Source organism: Blautia glucerasea, from assembly GCF_020537505.1.
Lineage (GTDB): Bacteria > Bacillota > Clostridia > Lachnospirales > Lachnospiraceae > Blautia_A.
The window spans coordinates 1-23,117 of the sequence record NZ_JAJBMO010000032.1; the positions used below are offsets into that span (position 1 = coordinate 1).

Genomic DNA, 23,117 nt, shown 5'->3' on the forward strand with positions numbered 1-23,117 from the left:
CACTAAAAGATATTCGTGAAGAACGGAATCTCATTCAAGCAGATTTGGCTGAAGCAATAGGTTCCTGCAGCCAGACTATAGGCCGCATCGAACGTGGAGAACGTAATCCCTCTCTTGAGATTGCAATCCGGCTGGCCCATTACCTGAAAGTGCCTGTAGAAGATATTTTTCAAGTTGAAGACTGAAACACAACTGCCAGAAAACCGAGGAGTAAAATCCCCGGTTTTCCTTTTGCTCAAAAATCAGTGTAATCCTTTTACGAAGTCCGCTGCGTTTTTCATATCTTCTTCATTCGGATGGTCTTTAGCAATACCTCCAACCAGTTTAAATGGTCCGAATGTGTCATACCCTTTACAGCCAAATTTTCCAACTACACTGGCATGTTTTTTATCCAAAATCTGCTCTATGGATTTATAATTCGCACTTCCACCATAAGTACAGATCAGAAATATCTTTTTGTCGTCCGGTAGATTCTTCTCTGCAAATTCCAATATCGACTGATGAAACTTTGAAAAATAGATTCCTGATGCAAACCCAATCATATCATAACTGCTCAGGTCTGCATCTGGCTGTTTCACAGCATCAATCAAATCCACCTGACATTCTTCTGCGATCCTCTTTACTAATTTTTCTGTATTTCCATGATGCACAGATGCGTATACTATCGCTGTTCTCATTTTTCTTCCTTTCTGTCTGCTCCGTCAATCAGGTCATAGCTCATATCCAAAAAGTCCAATATCTTCGCTTCACTGACTGAACCATCCAGTAAAATCGTGATCCAGTGCTGTTTATTCATATGGTATCCTGGTAAAAATCCATAAGTCTGAATAATCATGCTGGTCATTTCTGGATCGCACTTTACATCCATGATGTCAACCAAATCATTTCCCTCTAATCCCAGTTTCGATTTTTCAACCGTCATGATCACTGCATACCATTTCCCATTTTTATGTCGAAGTACTGCACTGTCCGATAGTTTACTCCATAAATATTCCGGCATTGTGCCATACTGTTTCTGCACATATTCAAAAATTTCTTCTTTCTTCACAATCTATTCAACTCCTGATTTTTCTGATATCCTGCCCATAATCATACCACATTTTCGTATCCCATACTACCTGCCAAATTCTTTTGCATTTTCCCGGTTCTCCTGACTTTAACTAATAGAGGGGTAAAACAGCAAGGACAGGAAGTGAGGATACACTTCCGGAAAATCCCAATTTAGGTTACCCTGCCCTAAATTGAAAAAGCACTGAAAGCAACGATACTACTGCCTCTCACAGAAAGGAGAAACTGCCAATGGCTGAGAGAAAGAGAAACAAAGAAATCCATTTTTATGTTACCGAAGAAGAAAGGAAACTTATCCGCAGGAAGATGATAGAATCAAAGACCAAAAACATGGGAGCTTATCTGCGTAAAATGGCAATCGACGGTTACATCGTCAACACCGACACTACTCCACTAAAGAAACAGTATGAGGAAATGCACAAGATTGGCGTAAATATCAATCAGATTGCGAAAAAAGTAAACAGCACCGGAGATCTGTATCCGGAAGAAATGCAAGAATTGAAAGAGATGGTGAAAGAATTATGGCGTATCTTAAGATCTTCCCCATTAAAGTAACAGACAAAAAAGCTCTGGACTATATTACAAATCCAGATAAGACAGATGAAAAACTGTTAGTTTCCAGTTTTGGCTGTTCCCCGGAAACTGCAGATCTTGAATTTTCTATGACTAGAAAAATGGCAAAAAAGAATGGAATGGACAAAGGTGATAACCTGGCATTTCATCTGATCCAGTCATTTAAACCTGGAGAAGTTGATGCAGAAACTGCTCACCGGCTTGGGCAGCAATTTGCAGATGAAGCCTTCCCCTGAAGTAGTAATATTACATCCTGCAAAATCACCAACCCCATAACAATTCTCTGGTAAAAATGATGTCATGTTTACATTTCCACAAAATGCGCCATGTGGTTTATTGATATATTCATATCCAAAAAATTCAGGAAAAAGGTATTGGTTCGCTTTTTCATAAAACAGTTCTTGTGGCTTTTTTTCAGGTAAATGTTGAAACCAAATACCAATATTCCACACATCGCCTCCAATAGGTATTGCCCAAAAGTAATCATTTTTCAAATTATCTAAATACCAAAAATATATCGTCTTTTTATTAATTTTTCCCGTCCCCCGAATATGAGCTGATATGCCGAAGCTTTGTTCTGAGAGAACTATACGACTGTCCTTAGAGACAAAACCACGGGCTCCCGTAGCAAACACAAGTTTTTTTCCACAATAGTTGTTTACATTGAATACATCTCCTAAATTCGAAAAAGATTGTACTCTTTCACCATATTCAACTTGTACGCCTTCATTTGTTGCACATTCTGTAAGCCAATTATCAAGTAGTAATCGCTTACAGCCAATCCCATATTCACCACAGTGGTGACTATGCGTTATAAAGTTCTTATCCCACAGTTGAATAAGATGCTCTATCTTTTGTGCACCATTATCTATTAAATAATCTGTGCTAATTCCAATCTGATTTAATAGACTAATGGCTGACCAAGTTAAGTAGCCACCGCATGTTTTTTCGCCTCTTTCTTTCTGAGCCTCCAACATCAAACACTTCATTCCTTGCTTCTGCAAACAATATGCAGCTACTGAACCTGCAGGCCCACTTCCAATTATTATATAGTCGTAGATCATAGTATTATTTACACCTTTTCGGTTTTAAATATAAATTAAAGGAGTACCCTTTTTTTAGTTCATAGCAAATGCCAATTCCATAAAGATACATTGATTTAAGGCTACCAACACATTTGTCAACCTCTCTCAAGCGCTCAACAAAATTTGCATTCAATCCCTGTAGCATTAAGAGTTCCTCTATTTTTTTTAATACATTTTCGTTTACGTTTTTTATATATATTTTGTATTTCCCTCTGATGTTCCCCATATCTTGAGAAAAGAAATCGCAACCAATCATCCATAAATGAGCGTTTCCAGCTAAAACATATTCCTCTATAATTGCTCTTATTCGTCGAAATATTAATTCCAACAAAATCAACACTACCTTCATTGCCTGGTTTTAAGTGTTCCGCACAGAATGAAGCCCATTGATTTTTAAACGCAAACATATCAGTGCGATAATAACAACTCATCGTACATAACGGGATTGAATCATTTTCAACGTAATAATCAACCAATTTATTCAATTCTTCAATCAACACCGGAACATATTTCGAAGCATCCCAATCTACTCCGATTGAAAGTGTAGCATCACACTTAAAACCTAACAGCTGCTACAATTCCTGTCAGCATATCACACCAGTTAAAACTTGGCTGCAATCCGGTAAGAATCCTGTCTGCATGTTCCATCGCATATAATAGCTTATTCCCTATATCTTCTCCCGGACTGTTTCTATAAAGAAATGATGCCCGATTTGTATAAAAAGCAGTTAAGATATATGGGATATTGGTAAGAACCAGTTTCTTTTTATCCAGGGCGGACAGCCTGACCCTGATCTTATTCTTCCATTTTTGCATCAGATTTTTGCCGCTTTTCTTTTTCATCGACTCTGCTCCTGATGCCGGTTCTTTACTTTGTCCTTCGTCTTCTTTGGCATCATTGCCCGGTAAGCTGCAAGACGCTTATGAATGGAAGGCTTATTCGCTTTTTGAATCTGTTTCTGGGAAAACTCACGGAAAGCAGCATTGAGGGCATCCTGATCACGTCCCTTGAAAAATACCAGATAAACCGGAGGATCTTTGCTCTTGTCTTTTTTCAGAGCATAATTGATCCCGTATTTTCTGGCATACCGTTCAAAGGACTTGATATTTTTGTCCGTGATCTCGATATTGACCATCCCGGCATTCTGTTTTGCCAGCTCTTTTACCGTGACCTTTCCCTGTTTCGGCTGATTTTTCTGTGCTTTCTTCTCTACTGATTTCTGCTTCTGATGACGCAGATACGCAACAAGAACCTTTTTCAACAGATCTGCTGTAATCTTAGTTGCTCGAATACAGAACGTGACCGTTTTCTGAGTTACCTCTTCCTGCATGACTTTTCCCTCCTTTCAGCGATTCAACTGCTGTCCAGATCTGTAATCATGGCAATCACCCCCTTTAATGAAAAAAGACAGATTAACCGGTAATCAGGTTCTGCACCTGTACGAGTTTTTCTGTCCCTTCTTCTTTTCTCTTATCTTCTCCACCACAATAGATGGGAACACACATTTCAAGTATTCTACTGTAAATACGCTGATGGGCAGTATCCAAATCTTTGGATTTCATTTCATTCAGTCCCAGATTCGTTGTTACGATCAGCGGAAGCATTTTACAATAGCGGCTGTCTATCACATTATAGACCTGCTCCAAAGCAAACTCAGAATTTCGTTCTATTCCTAAATCATCAATAATCAGCAGCGGATAATCCACAAGATTTTGTATAATCTGGTTCTTATCTGCCTGATAGCTGGTCATTTCATTTAAAATCCTGGAAAAATTCGTCATCATGACACGTTCTCCCTGTTCCAAAAGTGCATTTGCAATACAGCCTGCAAAGAAACTTTTCCCAGTTCCAACTGGTCCCATCAAAAGCAATCCTACATTTTTTCTCTTCATATCTGTCCAGTTTTCTACATACTGCCTGGCAATTAGTATCTTCTGATTGCTTCCATTGTCATTTTCAAATTTCCATTCCCAAAATCTTCTTTCCCGAAGTCCGATGGATTTTCTCTGATAAAGCTGCCGCTGTGCTTCTTCCCGCTGCATCTTCTCATCAAGTTCCTGTCTGGCTTTTACCTCGCATTCACACAAACAGGACACTACATGCTCAAATCCCATCAGACTAACTTTCATCTGTTTTCTTTTTCCACAGATACCACAATGAAGACATCCCTCTTCATCCAGATAATCTGCTGTTACTTTATTTTCCATCACAGGCTTTCTCCTTCCTGAAATTCATATTTATCCATTCCTGCCCTGGCTCCATCTCGTTCTGACCAAAGACAGATTGTTGCAAAATGATTCTGATACTCTTTTCCACTGGATTTCATATAAACAGAAAGATGATCTATCCGTTTCTGGTAATCCCATGGAAATAGCGTCATCAACTCCTGCAGTTCTGCTTCCGACAGAACAACATTTTTAAATCTCCCATTTAGACTGAATTTTTCTTCCAAAGCGGGAGTATTGCCCTTACTCTTATCAGTATGATTCTTTTCAGTCTTATTTATCTTAGTATTACTTCCATCCAGATTCTTGCAGTCCGGACTTCTATTTTTTTGCGTTCCGGACTTCCAGTTTCTTGCAATCCGGATTTCCAATTCCTTGCAATCTGGATTTCCAGTTTCTGGCGTTCCAGAAGCAAAGTATCTTACGGGCTTTCCTCTGCTCCGTTTCACAAAATTTTTCACATATATGACAGAAGGACGATTATTCCCCTGCCGATACCGTTCGATCAATCCAATCCCATGCACACTGTCAAGCTCATAAAGAAGCTTTGTCACTGTCGTATGCGACATTCGCAACAGCTCCTGCAATTCTGCAATCGTGTAAATAATATAGACATAACCATCACCGTCAATCCAGCCATTTTTCTTGGATAGGCTGATTCGATCAAGCAGAATTCCGTAAAGGAGTTTTGCGTCTGTGGACAGGCTTGCAAACTCTTTTTCTGTGAACAGAGCTTTTGGTATCCGAAAGAAAGAAAACTGGTCAGATTCTTCTGCTCTGAAATATTCAAAATCTGCCATAATATTTTCCTACTCTTCTACATCAAAATCACAATTTGCAGCACTGCCTGTACCATGACATAATTCATCAAGCACATAATTGAATGCATTCATCGCTTCTTCCAAATAGATTTTCCTAGCCTCTTTATCACACGCATACATATCGGCAATAAATCCTTCATCATTTCCTATTGCGTGTACCAGAGTCTCCAGAACTTTCATAAATTTCTTTTTTGAACACTTTTTATTCTGCCTGTTCACATATTGCTGAATATCCAGTACTCTATCAGCATTTTCCTCATTCTCTTCAAGAATTCCAAACGCCAGATCCATGCCAAATTCATAGCCATCACAGGAAATCTGATCAACATCAAGCTGTCCCAGCTCATCTCGATAATTTCTTTCTTCCATTGAAGTCAGTGGTGTCTCATATTCATCCAGATATCCCATATCTGCAATTGTTTCCAGAATATCTCTGGATGCTGCCACCATCTTGTCCATAATGATTTCTCTTTCTTCCATCGGCATATTTGCCATAATGCAGTCTAATGTCATCATTGATTCTTCCTCCATCTCATTTTCATAAATATCGTTGATATAAAAGTGGTTTGCCTTTCCATTGTTCGGAATGATGCGCACCAGATTTCCAATCTCCACCAGTTCCTGTACTGCCTGATCTACCCCATATCTGGTTGTATTCAGGTCTTTCTTCATTTCACTTTTTGGATAGATTACATACAAATCCCCCTTACCATCTACCCAACTATTCTGCACCGCAAATTTCAAACGATCCAGAAATAAGCTGTATAAAATCTTTGCTGTATTTGACAGATTTTTGTATTTTTCCATCTGGAACAGCACCTTCGGCACCTGCAGACAATCTACCGGCATATACTCCATCTTATTCATTGATTGTTTCCTCCTTCTGTTTGTACAGCACTTCGGCTGAATTAATATTGATTTCCAACATCCCTACAAATACCTGATAGTACAGAAGGCATATCTGTTCATCCTCTCTTGCCAGATACAATCCTTCCAGTTCATTGGACGGATGTTTCATTCCATATACTGCCTGACAGATATCATGAATTTTCTCACATTCCACACTTCTAAGATGCATCTCCAAGGTGTGGTTAAATCTCTGCCAGTCCTCCAGTTTCTGATTTACTGACATCATGCATTGGAACAGTTCCGCTGCTTCACATGCTGCTGACAGCACTACATTTTTGTAATTGATACTTCCATCGGCATTTTTCATATGCCCTACCATATACGCCTGATCTACTGAAACCATCTTTTATCCTCCTCTATCTAAACGGCATTTCTTCTTCCATGCCCTCTGGAATCTCTAAGAACCCTTCCGCATCTTCTGGAAACGGTGGTCTGTCAACCATTTTTGCACCTGCGAATTCAATCCGGTTTGCATACACTTCGGTAGTATAAATCTTTTTCCCGGTATCCTTATCTTCATAATTACCTGTGACAATCTCGCCTTCCACCATGACCTTCGTGCCCTGCATCAGATAATCTCTGGCAAATTCTGCTTTCTTTGCAAAAGCTTTTACCGGAATGAAACTGACTTCATCGGAATAATTTCTTCTGACTGCCAGAACAAACTTGGCAATTTTATGAAGTCCTTTTTCATTCTCCACTTCGTTGTATCCGGGATTTCTTACCAATCGACCGGAAATAACTGTTGTATTCATTGGCTTAACCCTCCTATGCTTTCATTGATTTGTAACAAATACCGATACATGGTCCACATTTTCCATAGGCACATCCGTAACATTCATCTTTTTCCAACTCTTCCTGCTTCATTTCATCGGCAAACATTCCTAACAGCGTTGTGTAAATCTTTTTCATTGCCAGGAACTTCTCTTCTGCTTTTTCCATCTTCTCTTTGTAAAATGGGATCAGTCCACGAAGAACTGGATGGAAACGCTCATTTTCATCATCCCAGGCACAATTTTTCATCATGCATCGTGGTTGTTTCTCATAGCTTCCCAGATAATATGGGCAGAACGTACAACCTCTTTCTTTGATAATCTCAACCGGAATCACTGGCATCTGGTTTTTGATTTCTTTTGTTACATGCTTACTTTCAATTCGCTCTCTCATAATGGAATCCTCCAAAATTTATATTTGCAAAAGGGATTTACCCTGAATTGCCTGTTTTTAGGCACAAAAAAAGAGGCAGACTTACGATTTTTGTTTTCGCAAGCCTGCCTCTTATCAAACTAATTTTCTATCTTTCAATGATATACCGTATAAAAACGTATATCGCTCTGATCACATACACTGGAATCATGATACTTCCGATCAATGCTCCAATGATGACACTTAATGCAGCCATACCAAGTGTTACTGTGGTATCCATTCCTCTTGGGATTAGAATCAGCCGCATTTTATGTATTCCAAATGGTAATCCGGCAATAAATATCCACCAGAACCAATCTGTCTGACCACTGACTTTCATTATTGTTTTTGTCATCCAAAACCAGAATACCATAAATGCCAGCGGCAGAATTGATTTTTTAATTACGTCTTCAATCGTCACCCTTTTTCTCCCTCTGTCTGATTCCTTCCGCCACCTCCCGATTAAAGTTTGCCAATATTTCTCTAACCACAGGAGAATCCAATCGAAAGGTTTCCAGATCTTTCTCCGTAAGCTCCCTTCCGTTCGCATCATATCTTCGTACAATTTTTAAAGCCATACTTTCACTTCCTTCCTGCTGATAATCCTAATGTTTTCAACAAATGTTTAAACTTCTCTCTTTTCATCCGTTTAACACGTATCTTTTCTATCTTTTTCAGATAGACTTGTATTCTACTTGCCATATCTTCATTGCTCATTCTTTCCCCTCTCTTTCTGCCCACGATGCCAGCAGCATAAATATAATTTCTTCCATCTGAGTCTTTGTATATGTCTCTGGAAAATATTGTTTCAATTTCTTCGCCGGAATCTGCACCTGAACTTTTTCAGTACTTTCATTCATGCAAATCTGGTCAATCTCTGGATACGTCAACATCCGCTCTTTTGAAATTTGTTTCAATTCCTTTGCCTGCTTCATGGACGGTACCATATTGTGATTACTCATATACTGAAGTAATATCTGCTGTTCTTCAGTTCTCAAATAAGAAACTTCAACAGCTGTGTTAAAGGGAAGCTTCTTCTCGTCTGCCAATTCTAATAGCTCTGCTATTAACTCTGTCAAATGAATATATCGAAGAATCTGTCTGGAACTATCTCCTGTATTCTGACTGACTTCTTCTGCCGCCAACTTCTTGCCAACTTGGCAAGAAGTTAAATCAGACCGTTTCCCCTGACGCTTTAACGCCTCATATTTCATTTTATAAGCAAATGCTTTTTCGCTGATCAGCAGCTCTTCTCGTTGAATGTTGGAATCTACCATAATTACCGTTGCTTCATCATCCGTAAGATCTTTGATGATAACCGGCATTTTCTCTAGTCCAGCAAGTTCACATGCTCGTTTTCGCCGATGACCAGCTACAAGTTCATAACCACCGGATTCTCTCAACCGCACAATACCAGGAACCAACACTCCATATTGTGTAATACTTTCTGCTAATTCTTCCATTTTCTTATCATCTCTTACTTGAAACGGGTGATTCGTAAATGGATGAAGACTTCCTATTGCTATCTCACTAATTCCATTGGTTGTCTCTTCGTTTGTTCCAAACAATGCATCAAGCGGCTGTAAGGAAACGGGAGTTGCTCTTTTTTTAGATGACATCTTTCAGCACCTCCTCCGTCACTCTCCGATAAGCTTCTGTAGCTTTGCCTTTCGGATCATAAGAGAAAATACTCTGACCTTCTCTGACTGCTTCCTTCATTCTTACAGAAAATGGAATATAATTATCGAAGATATGAATTTGACTTCCATATACATTTCTGAGAAGTTTCATATTATTTCTGGCATCATTCGTATGAGCATCGACCATTGTAAACAGAATTCCACCGACTTGCAGCTTCGGATTGATCTGCTTGCGGACCTTACCAATTGTTTTTAATAACTGCTGCAATCCTTTGATTGGCAGGTAAGACGCTTCAACCGGAATTAGTACTTCATCTGATGCAGCCAGTGCATTGATTGTGATCATTCCCAATGATGGCATACAATCAATAATAATTGCATCATATTGATCCTTGATACCATATAAAATTTGTTTCAATACATATTCCCTACTCATTGCATTTACCAACTGTACTTCCGTACCTGCCAGTCCAATGTTAGAACAGATAATGTCTATTCCTTCTGCCTGATGCCTGATGTAACAGTCTGATGGAATATCTTCATCTTTCATTACTGCATCCATAAGAGCTGTAAGAGTTTCATTACTGTCATCACAATCACGATATCCAAATCCTGCGGATACATCTGACTGTGGATCGGCATCAACGATTAACACTTTCATATTATTTTGTGCTAATCCTACTGCTAAATTAGCTGTACATGCGGATTTTCCCGTTCCTCCTTTTTGGTTAACAATAGAAATTACTTTTGCCATAATCTTTCCCTTCTTTCTTGTCAAATAAAAAGACTGAATCAGACAGCTGAGAAATAAATCTCATGCAAGCTAATTCAGTCCAAAATATATTTTTATTCAATTATCACCGCTTTCGTGGTATAGTAAATACATCTCAGCCGAGTTCTGAAATTCTATTACTTCTGCACTGTGTTATTTATAAAAGAGAGGCCTTTCCTTCATAAATTCGTTGATTGGTTACGAAATTTATTTAGGACTAAATCGCTAGAGCCCTTGTATTATAAGGGGTTCTGCCTTGTGTCATTATAATAACACAAGCACCCCCGTTTAGAATATTCATCATAGGAACCGGCATCCTGTTCGCATGACAGCCGCCCATATACTGATAAAGCGGAATCCGAAGTGTCATAGCGGCTGCCCTTGCCACCGCCATGGAAACACCAAGAGTGGCATTCGCCCCAAGATTGCTTTTGTTGTCCGTACCATCTGTCTGAATCAGAAGAGAATCAATATAGGTCTGGTCCAGTGCATTTTCTCCCAGAATTGCCTCCGCAATTTTTGTGTTTACATTATCCACTGCTTTTTGTACACTAAGGCCTTTGTAGTTCCCTTTGTCACCGTCTCTTAACTCCAGTGCTTCGAATTTTCCTGTAGACGCGCCAGATGGAACTGCTGCGCGGCCTGTATATCCATTGATCCCAATAATGCCTTCTCCCACTGTCACTTCTACTTCCACAGTGGGATTGCCTCTGGAATCCAGAATTTGTCTCGCGTGAATCTTCCGAATAGGCAAATACCGTAACATCTCTTAACCTCCTAAAGATTGATAACGGTAGTTTTTCCAGTTATTCAGAGTTCTATGCAAAGACTCACTACGGATTTGGAAACAACGCAAATGAGCCAGAAGGAATGTTTCTGTATAGAATTCCTTCTGGCCCATATTTATCTATAATCCTCACTCTAAGCTTACAGATCATAGCTATTCGTCAGCAGCTATATCCATATTCCTATATTTAGTGAACCTCGGAAATAGAATTAAATCCCTTGTTGGTCAGGCATGCTTCAACCTCGCTGATATCCGGCACATGGAGCACCATGATTGGAAGTCCGGTAGCACGGTTAAAGGACAGATACAGATAGTCAATGTTGATGTTGCTCTCCTGAAGACTGAGAAGAAGGTTGTTCAGATTACCAACCTCATCCTTTACCTCGATTCCAAGTACATCACTGAGCTTGCAGATAAAGCCAGCTTTTGTCAGGGCTTCCAGCGCCTGCTCCGGTTTGGAAACAACCATACGTACAATTCCATATTCTGCACTGTCATTGGTAACAGAACCCAGAATGTTGATATCCTCTTCCAGAAGGATTCCCGTTACCTGCTGCATTTTTCCCTTAATGTTTTCTGCAAAAATTGATAATTGTTTCAGCATTTTCTTATTCCTTTCTACATTTCAATAACAATATTAACAGTTCAATTGCAAAAGGGATTCCACTGCCTGCTCTGACAGACAGCCTTCTTTCCCATTAAACAATCCTCTCCCTATTTTTCCACCGGAACCTCGATCAGCTCCTTAGGAAAATGTGCCAGGTTGCGGCAGCCATCCTCTGTTACCACTACCATGTCCTCAATACGCACACCACCAAAACCAGGTACATAGATACCAGGCTCTACAGTCTCGATCATATTTGCTTTCAGAATAGTGTCGTCAGACGGGGACAGACGCGGATTTTCATGGACGAAAAGACCTACGCTGTGACCAAGTCCGTGTCCGAAATACTCGCCGTATCCAGCCTCTGTGATAATATCTCTTGCCACTTTATCCACGCTTGCTCCGCTGACGCCAGCCTTTACTGCTGCAAGACCTGCGAGCTGGGCCTTTAATACTATGTTGTAGATTTCTTTCTGCTTGTCACTTGCTTTTCCAAGGACAAAGGTACGTGTCATGTCAGAGCAGTATCCTTTATATTTGCAGCCGAAATCACAGGTAACGAAATCTCCCTCTTCCAGTTTCTTATACCCTGGGATTGCGTGAGGCATGGAGGAATTCAGGCCGGAAGCGATAATGGTGTTAAAGCTTAAGTCCTCTGCTCCCTCTTTTTTCATCAGATATTCCAGTTCTGCTGCAGTCTCAAGCTCTGTCATGCCTGGTTTTACGATCTTCAGAAGTCCTGCAAATGCTTTGTCTCCAATCTCCTCAGCTTTTGCAAGGCATTCCAGTTCTTCTTCTGTCTTGATCTGACGGAGATCGTCGATCCTGCTGCCAAGAGGTGTCCAGGTCTGAACTGGCAGCTCTGCTTTCAGCTTGTCAAAATCACAGCAAAGCATAGACTGGTCTTCGTAACCCATATGGAAATCGCCGCTTACATTCTCCTTCTCCATGCACTCTTTCAGAATGGTCTGGCGGTTATGTGCACGGCACTCTTCGATCACTATAAAATCACTCTCTTTCCCAGCCTGCTCGGTATAGCGGGAATCTGTGATCAGCACCTTCTGTGCTACTGAAATATATAAAGCTCCTTCGCCTCCACGAAACCCGCTTACATGACGCATGTTATACGGATCTGTGATCACAAGGGCATTCAGTTTTAATTCGTCAAGAATTGCATTTAACATTTTTGGTTCCTCCTCAGCTTCTGTAATACAGCTTTACCGATGCTTTATCACGTTGAAAAGCCATATTCTTTATAGTCCCATCATACCACATTATTCTCCGAAATATTGTCTGAATTTTCTTTTATTTTTATATATATAAACTTTTTATTTTATTTAAAATAATATTTTTTCAATTTATTTATTGACAAACGCAAAGTAATCTGTTATAGTAAGCTCATAAAACAAAAGGGACTTAAAAATAAAAACAAAAAGGAGTGAGACCACCGAAAACATAAGCAACTTACTTATAATCTAAGAAAGAGAGGTACGGACCACCAGAAGCGTAAAGTAACATCTTAATTTTTATAATTTAAGCAAAGCGAGGTACAGTCCACCAAGAACGTAAGCTTTTAATTCCAATTGTTTTAAACGCATATTTTTAAGAAAGTGAGGTATCTTCCATTGGATATGGAACAGATTTAAGCCACCAGTAAACGTCGATGCTGGTGGCTTAATTTATGTCTTACATTTTCCTGCATTTCTTACGCATAATCATTTTCACGCTTCATATATCTGTAAAAAGCCATCTTTGAGGTTTTCGCTTCATGAAATTTTCCAAACTATCATTTTCCAGATTAAAGAACCCGCTTTCCTCACATAATTCTACTTTTTTCTCAGAAAAGCTTCCCATAATCAAAGATTTTCTCCACTACGCCGGAGTTCCTCTGCTCTTCGCCTTTTGTTTTCTCGCCGGCTCTGCTGCCAGAGTGATCGTACACCATTTTTCTCCCCCTGATATCTTTGAAACTGCAGCGAACAGCTCCAGCTGGGGACTTAGTTTTCAGGAAGAGGGAAAACGCCCGGTTGGAAACGCTTCCATAGAAGAGCTTGCCCCCTACAATGCCTATTTTGCAAAGAACACCCAGGAGAAAAAAATTTATCTCACATTTGACTGCGGTTACGAAAATGGAAATACTCCGCTGCTCCTTGACGCATTAAAGAAGCATAATGTAAAAGCAACCTTTTTCGTTGTGGGAAATTTTATAAAAGACAATCCGGATCTGATAAAAGAAATGGTAAAAGAAGGACACATTGTGGGAAATCATACCCTCACCCACCCCGACATGTCTGGAATCTCCTCCATGGAGGACTTCAAAAAACAGCTGGGGGAAGTGGAAAATCTGTATAAGGAAACGACCGGAGAATCCATGACGAAATTCTACCGGCCGCCTCAGGGAATTTACAGTACAACCAACCTTTCCATGGCAAAGGAACTGGGCTACAAAACCTTCTTCTGGAGCCTTGCCTACGTGGACTGGTATCAGGATAAACAGCCTACCCGTGAAGAAGCCTTCGACAAATTACTCTCCCGCATCCACCCAGGTGCCATTGTCCTGCTTCACAACACCTCTTCCACCAATGGGCAGATTCTGGATGAACTGCTGACCAAATGGGAAGAGATGGGATATACCTTTGGAACTCTTAGTGAGTTTTAAAGCACGTATATTTTATAGAAAATAGATATCTATTGCATATGTACTTTTATCGGTTGTTTCCAAAATAGATCACAGCCTGCACACCAGGACCCGTGTGGATTCCAATAATCGGGCTCATAGGCATGACGATCACCTGTGCCTGGGGTACTGCTTCCAAAATTGCTGCTTTCTCCTTTTCTGCCTGTTCTGCAGCGTCACCATGACAGATAAATACATAGGGGTGCTCGGCATTCAGCCCGGAGCTGATATATTTGGAAACAATGGTATTCATGGCAGCCTTGGAACCACGTACCTTCTCCGGGATTGCCAGGGTACCATTCTCTGCAATACGAAGGATCGGTTTGATCTTCAGCTTTCCGCCGATCCAGGCAATAGTAGGAGAAATACGGCCGCCACGCTTCAGGAAATCAAGATCATCTACCGTAAACCAATGGCAGATATGAAGACGGTTCTCTTCCAGCCATGCAGTATTCTCTTCCAGGGACATTCCCTTCTCCTGATTTTCGGCAGCCAGGATCACCAGAATTCCCTGTCCGCCTGTAGCGGCAAGGGAATCTACACAGGAAATCTTACGCTCCGTGTACTCTTCCATCAGGTCTGAAGCTGCAATGTGTGAGCTCTGCCAGGTGGAAGTCAGTCCGCCGGACAGGGAAATATAAAGAATATCCTTACCTGCCTTCAAAAATGGCTCAAAGTAATCGGTATACGTAGCCGGAGAAATCTGGGAAGTACTTCCAGTTCCGCCTGCGCGAAGCTTATCATAAAAAGCCTTGCTGTCCCAGCTTCCCGGATCCCTGTGGGGACACTCCTCTCCATTTAACTGATATACCATAGGAATCAGACGAATCTGTCCTTTATCTAAAATGTCTGCTGGAATATCCGCAGAGGTATCTGTTATAATCACATAATCGTTCATAATTTGTTCTCCTTGTCTGCTTGGCAGTTACTGTTATCCAAAAACAGGTTAGGTGCTCCCATTATAGCATACTGCTGTTCCTGCGTGTGAGTTTTTTACATTTTTCGCATTTTTGTAACATTTTTTTAACGATTTATTGGAAACATCACGTAAAGAAACGATTAACGGGCTGCGATCAATTCCTGCAATGCCTTTTTCAGCGCCGTATATTTTTTCTCCGGAATTGGAAGCTCCCTGCCTCCCGTCACTGTCATCTTAAATCTGCGGATGGAATGAACGTGAGCCGGATTTATCATATAACTTTCATGGCACTTCAAAAACATCCTTTCATATCTTTTTTCCAGTGTTTTCAGGCTTTCGGTAGTTTCAAATTCCTGATCCAGCGTATGGATCAGGGAATGGTTTCCAAGGCTCTCTGCATAAATCACCCTGGACCAGTTCAGGTAAAGGATAGTCTTATCTACACCCTTCACATAAATCCTCTCCGATCTGTTCTCTCCCGTGAGCACAAATTTCCGGTAATTCTCATCATAATGCACCGGATAAATACCATCTCGCTCATCGTATTCAATGGCATTTGAAATAAGGACCGAACGGATCTTCGGCACGCCCTTTTGCTCCACCCAGGTAAACTGCATGCGCTGATTTACCCGGCTCACACTGTTGTCCGGCCAGATAGTATCTACAAGCATAAAAGTCATAACCTCCGCCACTGTGCTGCTTGTAGTTGCAAGTGGCACCAGTGTCAGGTTATTCAGGGAAAATTTCAACTCATGCTCTTCTGCGTGAAATGCATCCATAAGATTCTTCCGCCCTCTGATCACCTGCTTTTCCGCCGGTCCAATCCACAATACATCATCATGGCAGGAGTTTAAGAATGGTTCTATCTCATTGTTATAGTATAAATTCAGGATTTCTGCTGTTCTGTTTGCAACTTTCTGTATGTTCATCTCTGATTTCTCCTGTGTCTCATTTTACTGCACCGTCTGGATACCGCTGTTTTCTTTTAGAGCGTATTTGAAATAGGCTTTCTGCAAGACGTGTGACAATTTGTAGGAGATTTTGCCCGGATGAGGGCGTCGTAGCGGGCTACGACAACCGAATTTGGGTGAAATATACTGCCAAAGTGGGGCGTGCAGATTGCAGGAATGATTTTTCAAACAGGCTCTAGCACAGTAAGGTATTGTTTCGATTATATCCAAAAATCCCCCTGCTGTCTATGCTACTTACTTATGTTGGTAATAAAATACAGCCACCTGGGTACGATCCCGAAGCTGCAGCTTTTCCAGAATAGTGCTCAGATAGTTTCGCACCGTTCCCTCGCTTAGAAAAAGCTCCGCCGCAATTTCCTTATTGCTATATCCATTGGAGATCAGCTCGATGATCTCCAATTCTCTCTCATTAATGTCGTAGCTGCTGTAGTCAAACCTTTTTTCTCCCTGCAGCAGATCCGGGATTTTGGAAACGATCTCTGTTCCAAAGACCGTCTGTCCAGAATAAACCGCCCGCAATGCCGGCAGAATGCTGCCGTAATCCTGCTTCAAAAGATAGCCCTTTGCCCCGAGGCGCAAGGCTTTTACAATGTATTCGTCGTCTGAAAAAGTTGTCAGAAGTAAAATATTAGCCTTTGGATCCATTTTCAAAATACGCTCTGAAGCCTCCAGGCCGTCCATTTCCTTCATCCGGATATCCATCAGAAGCACATCCGGCTTATATTTTTTGTATAGCTGGCAGGCTTGTTTTCCATCAGAGCCTGTGTCCAGGACTTTCACATCCTCATTCACTTCCAAAATGGTTTTCAAGGCGCCTGCTACCAGGCAGTCATCATCTACAATAATAATTTTCATTTTCTGCTCCTGCTCTTTTTAGGCTGCTGTTTACGGTTCCCATTCCAAATGGGTGTTTCGTAAACCATAAATTTTTTCTTATTTCCGGCAGACCGGTTACTTGGGAAGCGTAATAAAGATACGGAACCCCTTATCCACAGAAATCTGCATGGTTCCTCCAAGGGCATTCACCCGTTCTTTCATATTCACAATTCCAATCCCGGATTTTCCCGGATCATAAGAAACTCTGGTTCCATTATCCTCCACACACAGCTGATAAAGAGCTGGATGCTCCCGAAGGATCAGACGCACCTTGGTGGCATTGCTGTGCTTCATAATATTTGCAAAGGCTTCCTTTGTAATACTGATAAAACAATATTTCACTTCCCTTGGAACCTGGCGTGTCATATCAAAGGTCATTTCCACCGGACAAAAAGTAAACTCCCTTACCAGCCCTTTTTCCACTTCTTCCAGGTTCACAGCCTCATCGTGAAGATCATGGACACTGCTTCGAATGCTGTTCATGGCATGATTCAGGGAGTCTTCCAGATTTTCCAGCATGGCGTCCATTCCAGGCTCCTTGTTAATGGTCTTCGCCGCTCCCACCATCAGAATGGATCTGGAAAGCACATGTCCCACATTGTCATGGATTTCCCTGGCAATACGGTTTCGTTCTTTTAGGGTAGCATTGTAGATCTGATAATCCTGTTTATCCTGCAGCGCCTTATTTTTCTGGGAAAGAAGAAGATTCCGCTCCTTGGAGTCATCCTGGGTTCTTCGAAGCTCTTCTTCCAGGTTCTGTCCCTTCCAGGTATTTCTCTCCATCCGAAACGCCAGAAGCAGCCCAAATACACCGGCTGCGGCAAACAATTCCCTGTTTTCCCAGGCTTCTGGCATCTGGCACAGGAAAAGCACCATTCCCGCCCCTGCCACGCCTGGCATTTTTTCATGGAAAAACAGGTAAAAAAGGCAGGGATAAAAAAGAAAAACCTCTGGAAATCCCAGCCCCAGAAGCCCGAACAAAATGCCCCAAACCAGCCTCAGCCATTTACGCTTTACCGCATATCCAAGGCAGATCAGACAAATACAACACAAAAAAGCGATCAGAAATCCAGCTCCCGGTGGCACAAAAAAAAGTGACAGAAACCCATAGAATACCAGAAGTCCACAATCAAAAAAATATCCCATACTGTCACCTTCTTTCCTTTTTATGAAATAATTACTGTTTACAGACAATCTTTCTTTTCCAAATCCAGCAGTTCCCGAAACACTTTTTTCATTATAGTATACCCAGCCGCACGCTGTAAAGAAACTTTCCTCACTTTATGACATTTGTCACAGGAAAAGAATGACATTTCACACTAGGTATTTTTCCCTTTCTCCTTTATACTAAAATCAGAATACACCATTAGAAATTCTTTTCAGGGAGGAAAATCATGTCAACCAATATTGTACAAATAGAAAATCTGGTAAAAAGATATGGCAGTCTGGTGGCGCTGGACCACCTGAATCTGAATATTTCAGAAGGGGAAGTTTTTGGGCTTCTGGGGCCAAACGGCTCTGGAAAAACCACAGCTATCAATTGTATGCTTTCCCTTCTGAAATACGACAAAGGCGTCATTCGTATTTTCGGAGAAGAGATGCGTCCTGACAATTACCAGGTGAAACAGCAGATCGGAATCGTACTGCAAAACGTTGCTGTTTTTGATGAACTGACGGTTTACGAAAACATTGACTATTTCTGCGGTCTTTATGTTTCAGATAAAAGGAAGCGAAAAGAGCTGGTAGAGGAAGCAATCACTTTCACTGACCTTAACGACTACCGGAAAATGCGGCCGAAAAAGCTTTCCGGCGGTCTTCTCCGCAGATTGAACATTGCCTGCGGAATCGCCCATAAGCCACGGCTGATCATTATGGATGAGCCAACAGTAGCCGTTGATCCCCAGAGCCGCAATAAGATCCTGGAAGGGATCCAGAAGCTGAATGAACAGGGTTCCACAATTATTTATACTTCCCATTATATGGAAGAGGTAGAACAGATCTGTACCAGGATCGCCATTATGGACCACGGTCATGTGATTACATCTGGAACCAAGGAGGAGCTGAAAAAAATGATCAAAACCGGCGAAACCATCACCATTGAGGCAGTTCCCCTTTCCCCAGAGAACCTTGCAGACATCCGGACACTCCCCCATGTATTTGACCTGCATTACGAAGAACAGGTCCTCACAGTCCGCTGTACTGGTGCCCGCCATAATCTGATCCGGCTTCTGAATTATCTCCAGAGCCAGGATATTCCTTTTGGTCAGGTTTCCTCTGAGCTTCCTACCTTAAACGACGTCTTTCTGGAAATCACCGGCAAACAGCTACGAGATTAAGGAGGTCTACTATGCTGCATTTGATCAAATACAACCTTCTGGTGAAGGTAAAAAATTTCGCCACAACCTTCTGGCCTCTTATTTTTCCACTCCTTCTTGGAACCATGTTCTATTTTGCCTTCGGAAATATTGATGATGCGGATTTTGAAACGGTGCAGGTTGGAATTGTAAAAGAAGAGGAACCGGATACTTTATTCCTCATGTTTCTGGATCAGATGGAAAATAATGGGAACCATTTGATCGCTGCCCAGGAATTATCTGGAACTGCAGCTCTTGCCAAGCTGGAAAATGAGGAAATTTCCGGTATTTATTATGTAGGGAAAGCACCTTCTCTTACAGTGGCTGCAAATGGAATCCCACAAAGTATTCTCCAGTCCGTTTTGACCAGCTACGAAACAGGGAAAAGCACCATCCGGCAGATTGTCCGCACCCATCCATCTGGTCTGTGGAAGGGAATCCAAAAGATGTTAAACCAGCAGGAACCCATTATCCAGGTTTCCCTTGGCGGTCATACCATCAACGGAACTGTACAGTTTTTCTATGCACTGATTGCAATGACCTGTCTCTATGGCTGCTTTATCGGATTTGGCTCTGCTATCACCCTTCAGGCTAATATTACGGCACTGGCTGCAAGGCGATGCGTAACACCAACCCATAAATTAAAGCTGATCCTTTCCGAACAGATTGCTTCTTTTTTGCTTGGCTATTTCGATGTAATCGTACTTCTGGTCTATCTTCGTTATATTTTGAAGCTGGATTTTCAGGGAAAAATCGGGCCAATGCTGCTGATTTCTTTTTTCGGATCTCTGATCGGCGTTTCCATTGGAATTTTTGTGGGAAGTCTTGGGAAAATGAAAGAAGGGGTAAAGATTGGTATTATTCTTGGTATCTCCATGATCTGCAGTTTCCTGTCCGGACTTATGAACAATACTATGAAGGATATTGTAGAAAAGAATGCTCCCTTTATCAACCGAATCAACCCGGCGGCCCTTATTTCAGACGCTTTTTACTGCATCAATGTGTATGATGATCTTGGACGCTACTACCGCAATCTGATCACCCTTGCCGTGATGAGTGTGGTTCTGGTGGCAGCTTCCTTTTTACTGATTCGGAGGGAAAGTTATGACAGTATTTAAATGCTATATGAAAATTTTACGCCAGAATGTTGGAATGATCATTATATATCTTGGCATTTTCTTTTCCGTAGCTCTGGTCATGCAAATGGCCGCAGGAAAAAGTGAAAACAGCCTTTATGCAAACGCCAGCATTGATATTGGAGTGACAGATGAAGATCAAGGCGTTCTGGCACAGGGATTTACAGATTATCTTGGCAGCATCCATAACGTAATTCCAATGGAAAATGATCCGGAAGTCCTTCAGGAAAATCTTTTTTACCGTAATGTTGAATATATTGTGCAGATTCCAGCTGATTTTTATGAGACATGCATTTTAGGTGATACACCTTTGAAAGTTACCAAGGTTCCTGGCTCCTACAGTTCCTATTATGTGGATCAGCAGATCAGCAGTTATATCAGTACGCTCCGTACTTATCTGGCTGCTGGCTTTTCCCCGGAGGAGGCTATTCAAGGGGAAAAAAATGAGGTGCATGAGCCGGTTACCAAACTTTCTTCTGACTCAGCCAGCAGTGATCTGGTACCTTATACCTATTATTTCCGTTATATTCCTTATCTTTTTCTTGGTGCACTCTGCTATACCATGGGATATATTCTTATGGCCTTCAAGAAAGGGGATATCCAGAAAAGAATGGAAGCTTCTGCCATTTCTGTGAGGCGCCAAGCCCTTGAGGGATTGCTGGCCATGGGGGTAATTGGTGCTTTCCTGTGGTTTCTTGGGATTCTGGGCGTGGCCATCATGTATGGAAATACCTTTTGGGGCTCTCCACTTTTTGGCTACTACATGGTAAATACACTGCTTATGCTGATTGTTGCGCTGTCTCTTTCCTATCTGATCGGAATGTTTATTCCCAACAGCAATATCTTAAGCGGCGTAGCTAACCTTGTTTCTCTTTCCATGTGCTTCCTCTGCGGCGTTTTCGTCCCTATGGATGTGATGGATAAATCGGTTCTGAAGTTTTCACAATTTCTGCCAGTGTACTGGTATGAACAGGTAAACGAGATCCTAAGCCGGCATCATACATTGACACCGGAGCTGCTCAGAAAGATCCAGGTCAGTATGGGGATTCAAATGCTGTTCGCTGTTGTATTTGTGTGTCTGATTCTGGTGGTTTCCAGGTATAGAAAAGAGGGGTGATGCCCCTCTTTTCGTCATTTTGTTATGTAATTTCAGGTTTCCTACACCCATTCTGCCTCGTCAATGTCATCATCGTCAGCCGGGAAATCATCATCCTCGTCTTCGTCATCTTCATCATCAAAAGCCGGGAAATCGTCTTGATCCTCACTACCAACAGAAGATCCGTCTGTCGTATCCACATCTTTACTTAAATTTTCTTTTTCTTTCACAAGGGAAAACACACTTCTTATTTCCTGCAGCAAATCATCATATTTCTTCTCGGTTTCCTGCAGTTTTTTCTCCGTTTCTCTCAGTTTTATCTTTGTCCTCTCCAATTCAGCCTCACAGCTTGCACGCTTTATGCTGTTATCTCTTTTTGCCTCATTGTACAGGTTCTGAATTGCTGTCATGTGTGATGAAAACTCATCTGTTACTCTTTTGATTGTCAGTCCCATAGTTATCTCCTCCTACATTCATTTCTCTTCTGGTTCCAGCAGACTTTCTATATAGTTCCTGTCATCCCCTTTGAAAATGGGAATGTTCAGATCTACTTTCCAGCTGTTTCTTTCCACATCATCCATTGGGTCATCTGTTTCCAGTTCCACAAGCCCTTTACATTTCACGCAGCAGGTGCCTCGTTTCTGATATACTGGAAGATCGTTCCAATTAATTCCTTTCTGTGTCATCAACATGTCCTGGATCTCACTGCAGTTTTTATTCTGCAGTTCCTTATGGGTGAAGTGGACCTGTCCCAGCATCTGAATTGAATTTCTGCTTGCATCCAACTGCCGCCAGTAAATATTATTGGTCACCTCTTCCCGTGGAACGTTAAATGCACGACAGTCAAACATCGCTCCCGCTTCCAGAACGTTCAGATATCTGTGATAGAATACACTTCCACGGTTGTACAGTCCATAATCTTCCACACGCCTGGAAAAGGCATTGTTAAAACCAACAGTAGCCATACTTGCTCCGATGCTGCATAGCTTCTGTACTTCATATCCAAACCATGGATCTGATGTAAGTTTCTTGTAATCGATAAGAACCAGCGTGATCTCATCAGATTGCGTATAGCCCAGTACACAGCCCTGAATATTCTCACACAGGAATCTCATAGTATCTATCATCGACAGATTCAACACCTTATCAAAGGGCTTATGAAATCCTCTGGTCAGAGTATGAAAGGCTCTCCCATCAATCCGAAGGATCACCGGTGTTCTACGCATCAAAACAGTCTTTGGAACTGCTTCATACTGCTTCATGCGCCTCGATAAATCCGATCTCTCCATCTTAGCCTTCCTCCTTAATTTTTTCTTCACATTACAATAAGCTGCATTGCCATTCTTTACCTGGCGTCGCTTTACTTTACTTAGATTTACCTCACTTAACTTTGTCTTACTTAGCCTCATTTCGCTTTT

Annotated in this window: 31 protein-coding genes and 3 pseudogenes; 7 read left to right on the top strand and 27 right to left on the bottom strand. The window is 41.5% G+C overall.

Annotation, left to right across the window (positions count from 1 at the left end; all coding sequences use genetic code 11):
• The coding region (locus LIQ05_RS17360) for a helix-turn-helix transcriptional regulator (RefSeq protein ID WP_226822673.1) at positions 1-185 on the top strand (185 nt) is incomplete at its 5' end.
• A gap of 57 nt (positions 186-242) precedes the next feature.
• On the opposite strand, the gene LIQ05_RS17365 is transcribed toward LIQ05_RS17360, so the two are convergent.
• Together LIQ05_RS17365 and LIQ05_RS17370 are read right to left on the bottom strand one after the other, a co-directional pair.
• Positions 243-677, bottom strand: a complete 435-nt coding sequence (locus LIQ05_RS17365; RefSeq protein WP_195280285.1) for a flavodoxin family protein — start codon at positions 675-677, stop codon at positions 243-245.
• Positions 674-1,048 (bottom strand): MmcQ/YjbR family DNA-binding protein, encoded by a 375-nt coding sequence (locus LIQ05_RS17370; protein WP_226822674.1) that lies wholly within the window; start codon positions 1,046-1,048, stop codon positions 674-676. The genes LIQ05_RS17365 and LIQ05_RS17370 overlap by 4 nt, the downstream gene beginning before the upstream one ends.
• Positions 1,049-1,299: 251 nt before the next feature.
• Here LIQ05_RS17370 and LIQ05_RS17375 point away from each other — a divergent pair, with 251 nt between their 5' ends.
• Positions 1,300-1,623: a MobC family plasmid mobilization relaxosome protein gene (locus LIQ05_RS17375; protein ID WP_055152309.1), complete on the top strand. Its 324-nt coding sequence runs from the start codon at positions 1,300-1,302 to the stop codon at positions 1,621-1,623.
• Positions 1,590-1,865: pseudogene (locus tag LIQ05_RS17380) on the top strand (relaxase/mobilization nuclease domain-containing protein); the annotation flags it as partial. The gene LIQ05_RS17375 and the pseudogene LIQ05_RS17380, both read left to right, overlap by 34 nt.
• On the opposite strand, the gene LIQ05_RS17385 reads toward LIQ05_RS17380, so the two are convergent.
• The 18 genes and pseudogenes from LIQ05_RS17385 to LIQ05_RS17465 form a co-directional block, all read right to left on the bottom strand.
• Positions 1,800-2,705 carry an NAD(P)/FAD-dependent oxidoreductase gene (locus tag LIQ05_RS17385; RefSeq protein ID WP_226822675.1) on the bottom strand — a complete coding sequence of 302 codons (906 nt, stop codon included), beginning with the start codon at positions 2,703-2,705 and terminating at the stop codon, positions 1,800-1,802. The pseudogene LIQ05_RS17380 and the gene LIQ05_RS17385 overlap by 66 nt on opposite strands.
• Before the next feature lie 4 nt (positions 2,706-2,709).
• Positions 2,710-3,057 (bottom strand): hypothetical protein, encoded by a 348-nt coding sequence (locus tag LIQ05_RS17390; protein ID WP_226822676.1) that lies wholly within the window; start codon positions 3,055-3,057, stop codon positions 2,710-2,712.
• Positions 3,058-3,281: 224 nt separating this feature from the next.
• Positions 3,282-3,569 carry a hypothetical protein gene (locus tag LIQ05_RS17395; protein WP_226822677.1) on the bottom strand — a complete coding sequence of 96 codons (288 nt, stop codon included), beginning with the start codon at positions 3,567-3,569 and terminating at the stop codon, positions 3,282-3,284.
• Positions 3,566-4,057, bottom strand: coding sequence for a PcfB family protein (locus tag LIQ05_RS17400; RefSeq protein ID WP_008371518.1), 492 nt, complete (start codon positions 4,055-4,057; stop codon positions 3,566-3,568). Before LIQ05_RS17400 ends, LIQ05_RS17395 begins: the two co-directional genes overlap by 4 nt.
• Positions 4,058-4,139: 82 nt before the next feature.
• A complete protein-coding gene (locus tag LIQ05_RS17405; protein WP_055267002.1) occupies positions 4,140-4,934 on the bottom strand; it encodes an ATP-binding protein in 795 nt (264 codons plus the stop codon).
• Positions 4,934-5,752 (bottom strand): replication initiator protein A, encoded by an 819-nt coding sequence (locus tag LIQ05_RS17410; protein WP_055267003.1) that lies wholly within the window; start codon positions 5,750-5,752, stop codon positions 4,934-4,936. Before LIQ05_RS17410 ends, LIQ05_RS17405 begins: the two co-directional genes overlap by 1 nt.
• A 9-nt stretch (positions 5,753-5,761) precedes the next feature.
• Positions 5,762-6,640 (bottom strand): replication initiator protein A, encoded by an 879-nt coding sequence (locus LIQ05_RS17415; RefSeq protein WP_055267005.1) that lies wholly within the window; start codon positions 6,638-6,640, stop codon positions 5,762-5,764.
• Positions 6,633-7,025 (bottom strand): hypothetical protein, encoded by a 393-nt coding sequence (locus LIQ05_RS17420; RefSeq protein WP_055267007.1) that lies wholly within the window; start codon positions 7,023-7,025, stop codon positions 6,633-6,635. The genes LIQ05_RS17415 and LIQ05_RS17420 overlap by 8 nt, the downstream gene beginning before the upstream one ends.
• A gap of 13 nt (positions 7,026-7,038) precedes the next feature.
• On the bottom strand, positions 7,039-7,437 hold the full coding sequence (locus LIQ05_RS17425; RefSeq protein ID WP_005344165.1) for a single-stranded DNA-binding protein: 399 nt from the start codon (positions 7,435-7,437) through the stop codon (positions 7,039-7,041).
• Between the two features lie 13 nt (positions 7,438-7,450).
• A complete protein-coding gene (locus LIQ05_RS17430; RefSeq protein ID WP_055267009.1) occupies positions 7,451-7,849 on the bottom strand; it encodes a hypothetical protein in 399 nt (132 codons plus the stop codon).
• Between the two features lie 127 nt (positions 7,850-7,976).
• On the bottom strand, positions 7,977-8,288 hold the full coding sequence (locus LIQ05_RS17435) for a DUF6050 family protein (RefSeq protein ID WP_055267010.1): 312 nt from the start codon (positions 8,286-8,288) through the stop codon (positions 7,977-7,979).
• Positions 8,278-8,445 (bottom strand): hypothetical protein, encoded by a 168-nt coding sequence (locus LIQ05_RS17440; RefSeq protein WP_172680790.1) that lies wholly within the window; start codon positions 8,443-8,445, stop codon positions 8,278-8,280. Before LIQ05_RS17440 ends, LIQ05_RS17435 begins: the two co-directional genes overlap by 11 nt.
• A gap of 4 nt (positions 8,446-8,449) precedes the next feature.
• Entirely contained in the window at positions 8,450-8,584 is a 135-nt protein-coding gene (locus LIQ05_RS19745; RefSeq protein ID WP_008371487.1) for a hypothetical protein, read from the bottom strand.
• Positions 8,581-9,486, bottom strand: coding sequence for a ParB/RepB/Spo0J family partition protein (locus LIQ05_RS17445; protein ID WP_055267012.1), 906 nt, complete (start codon positions 9,484-9,486; stop codon positions 8,581-8,583). Before LIQ05_RS17445 ends, LIQ05_RS19745 begins: the two co-directional genes overlap by 4 nt.
• The gene (locus tag LIQ05_RS17450) at positions 9,476-10,261 is read right to left on the bottom strand and encodes a ParA family protein (RefSeq protein WP_226822678.1); all 786 of its coding nucleotides are present in this window, start codon (positions 10,259-10,261) and stop codon (positions 9,476-9,478) included. Before LIQ05_RS17450 ends, LIQ05_RS17445 begins: the two co-directional genes overlap by 11 nt.
• A 298-nt stretch (positions 10,262-10,559) precedes the next feature.
• Positions 10,560-11,045 (bottom strand): annotated as a pseudogene (eno, locus tag LIQ05_RS17455) (phosphopyruvate hydratase); the annotation flags it as partial.
• 208 nt (positions 11,046-11,253) lie between these two features.
• The gene (locus tag LIQ05_RS17460) at positions 11,254-11,670 is read right to left on the bottom strand and encodes an amino acid-binding protein (RefSeq protein WP_226822680.1); all 417 of its coding nucleotides are present in this window, start codon (positions 11,668-11,670) and stop codon (positions 11,254-11,256) included.
• 110 nt (positions 11,671-11,780) lie between these two features.
• On the bottom strand, positions 11,781-12,854 hold the full coding sequence (locus LIQ05_RS17465) for a M24 family metallopeptidase (protein ID WP_226822681.1): 1,074 nt from the start codon (positions 12,852-12,854) through the stop codon (positions 11,781-11,783).
• A 584-nt stretch (positions 12,855-13,438) separates the two neighbouring features.
• Between LIQ05_RS17465 and LIQ05_RS17470 the strand changes: the two genes are divergently transcribed.
• On the top strand, positions 13,439-14,329 hold the full coding sequence (locus LIQ05_RS17470) for a delta-lactam-biosynthetic de-N-acetylase (RefSeq protein ID WP_226822682.1): 891 nt from the start codon (positions 13,439-13,441) through the stop codon (positions 14,327-14,329).
• A 46-nt stretch (positions 14,330-14,375) separates the two neighbouring features.
• Here LIQ05_RS17470 and LIQ05_RS17475 read toward each other — a convergent pair whose 3' ends face one another.
• The 5 genes and pseudogenes from LIQ05_RS17475 to LIQ05_RS17490 form a co-directional block, all read right to left on the bottom strand.
• On the bottom strand, positions 14,376-15,245 hold the full coding sequence (locus tag LIQ05_RS17475; RefSeq protein ID WP_226822683.1) for a DegV family protein: 870 nt from the start codon (positions 15,243-15,245) through the stop codon (positions 14,376-14,378).
• 161 nt (positions 15,246-15,406) lie between these two features.
• Positions 15,407-16,195, bottom strand: coding sequence for a LytR/AlgR family response regulator transcription factor (locus tag LIQ05_RS17480; protein ID WP_226822684.1), 789 nt, complete (start codon positions 16,193-16,195; stop codon positions 15,407-15,409).
• A 128-nt stretch (positions 16,196-16,323) separates the two neighbouring features.
• Positions 16,324-16,395 (bottom strand): annotated as a pseudogene (locus LIQ05_RS20775) (hypothetical protein); the annotation flags it as partial.
• 76 nt (positions 16,396-16,471) lie between these two features.
• Positions 16,472-17,092, bottom strand: a complete 621-nt coding sequence (locus LIQ05_RS17485) for a response regulator (protein WP_226822685.1) — start codon at positions 17,090-17,092, stop codon at positions 16,472-16,474.
• A 96-nt stretch (positions 17,093-17,188) separates the two neighbouring features.
• Positions 17,189-18,259: a sensor histidine kinase gene (locus LIQ05_RS17490; RefSeq protein ID WP_226822686.1), complete on the bottom strand. Its 1,071-nt coding sequence runs from the start codon at positions 18,257-18,259 to the stop codon at positions 17,189-17,191.
• A gap of 260 nt (positions 18,260-18,519) precedes the next feature.
• Between LIQ05_RS17490 and LIQ05_RS17495 the strand changes: the two genes are divergently transcribed.
• The 3 genes from LIQ05_RS17495 to LIQ05_RS17505 are packed head-to-tail and all read left to right on the top strand — an operon-like array spanning position 18,520 to position 21,720.
• The gene (locus LIQ05_RS17495; RefSeq protein WP_334301162.1) at positions 18,520-19,449 is read left to right on the top strand and encodes an ABC transporter ATP-binding protein; all 930 of its coding nucleotides are present in this window, start codon (positions 18,520-18,522) and stop codon (positions 19,447-19,449) included.
• Positions 19,450-19,460: 11 nt separating this feature from the next.
• Positions 19,461-20,585 carry an ABC transporter permease gene (locus tag LIQ05_RS17500; RefSeq protein ID WP_226822688.1) on the top strand — a complete coding sequence of 375 codons (1,125 nt, stop codon included), beginning with the start codon at positions 19,461-19,463 and terminating at the stop codon, positions 20,583-20,585.
• Positions 20,572-21,720, top strand: coding sequence for an ABC transporter permease (locus LIQ05_RS17505; protein ID WP_226822689.1), 1,149 nt, complete (start codon positions 20,572-20,574; stop codon positions 21,718-21,720). The genes LIQ05_RS17500 and LIQ05_RS17505 overlap by 14 nt, the downstream gene beginning before the upstream one ends.
• Positions 21,721-21,761: 41 nt before the next feature.
• Here LIQ05_RS17505 and LIQ05_RS17510 read toward each other — a convergent pair whose 3' ends face one another.
• Positions 21,762-22,154: a hypothetical protein gene (locus tag LIQ05_RS17510; RefSeq protein WP_226822690.1), complete on the bottom strand. Its 393-nt coding sequence runs from the start codon at positions 22,152-22,154 to the stop codon at positions 21,762-21,764.
• An 18-nt stretch (positions 22,155-22,172) separates the two neighbouring features.
• Entirely contained in the window at positions 22,173-22,988 is an 816-nt protein-coding gene (locus LIQ05_RS17515) for a tRNA(His) guanylyltransferase Thg1 family protein (RefSeq protein WP_226822691.1), read from the bottom strand.
• Positions 22,989-23,117 lie beyond the last annotated feature (129 nt).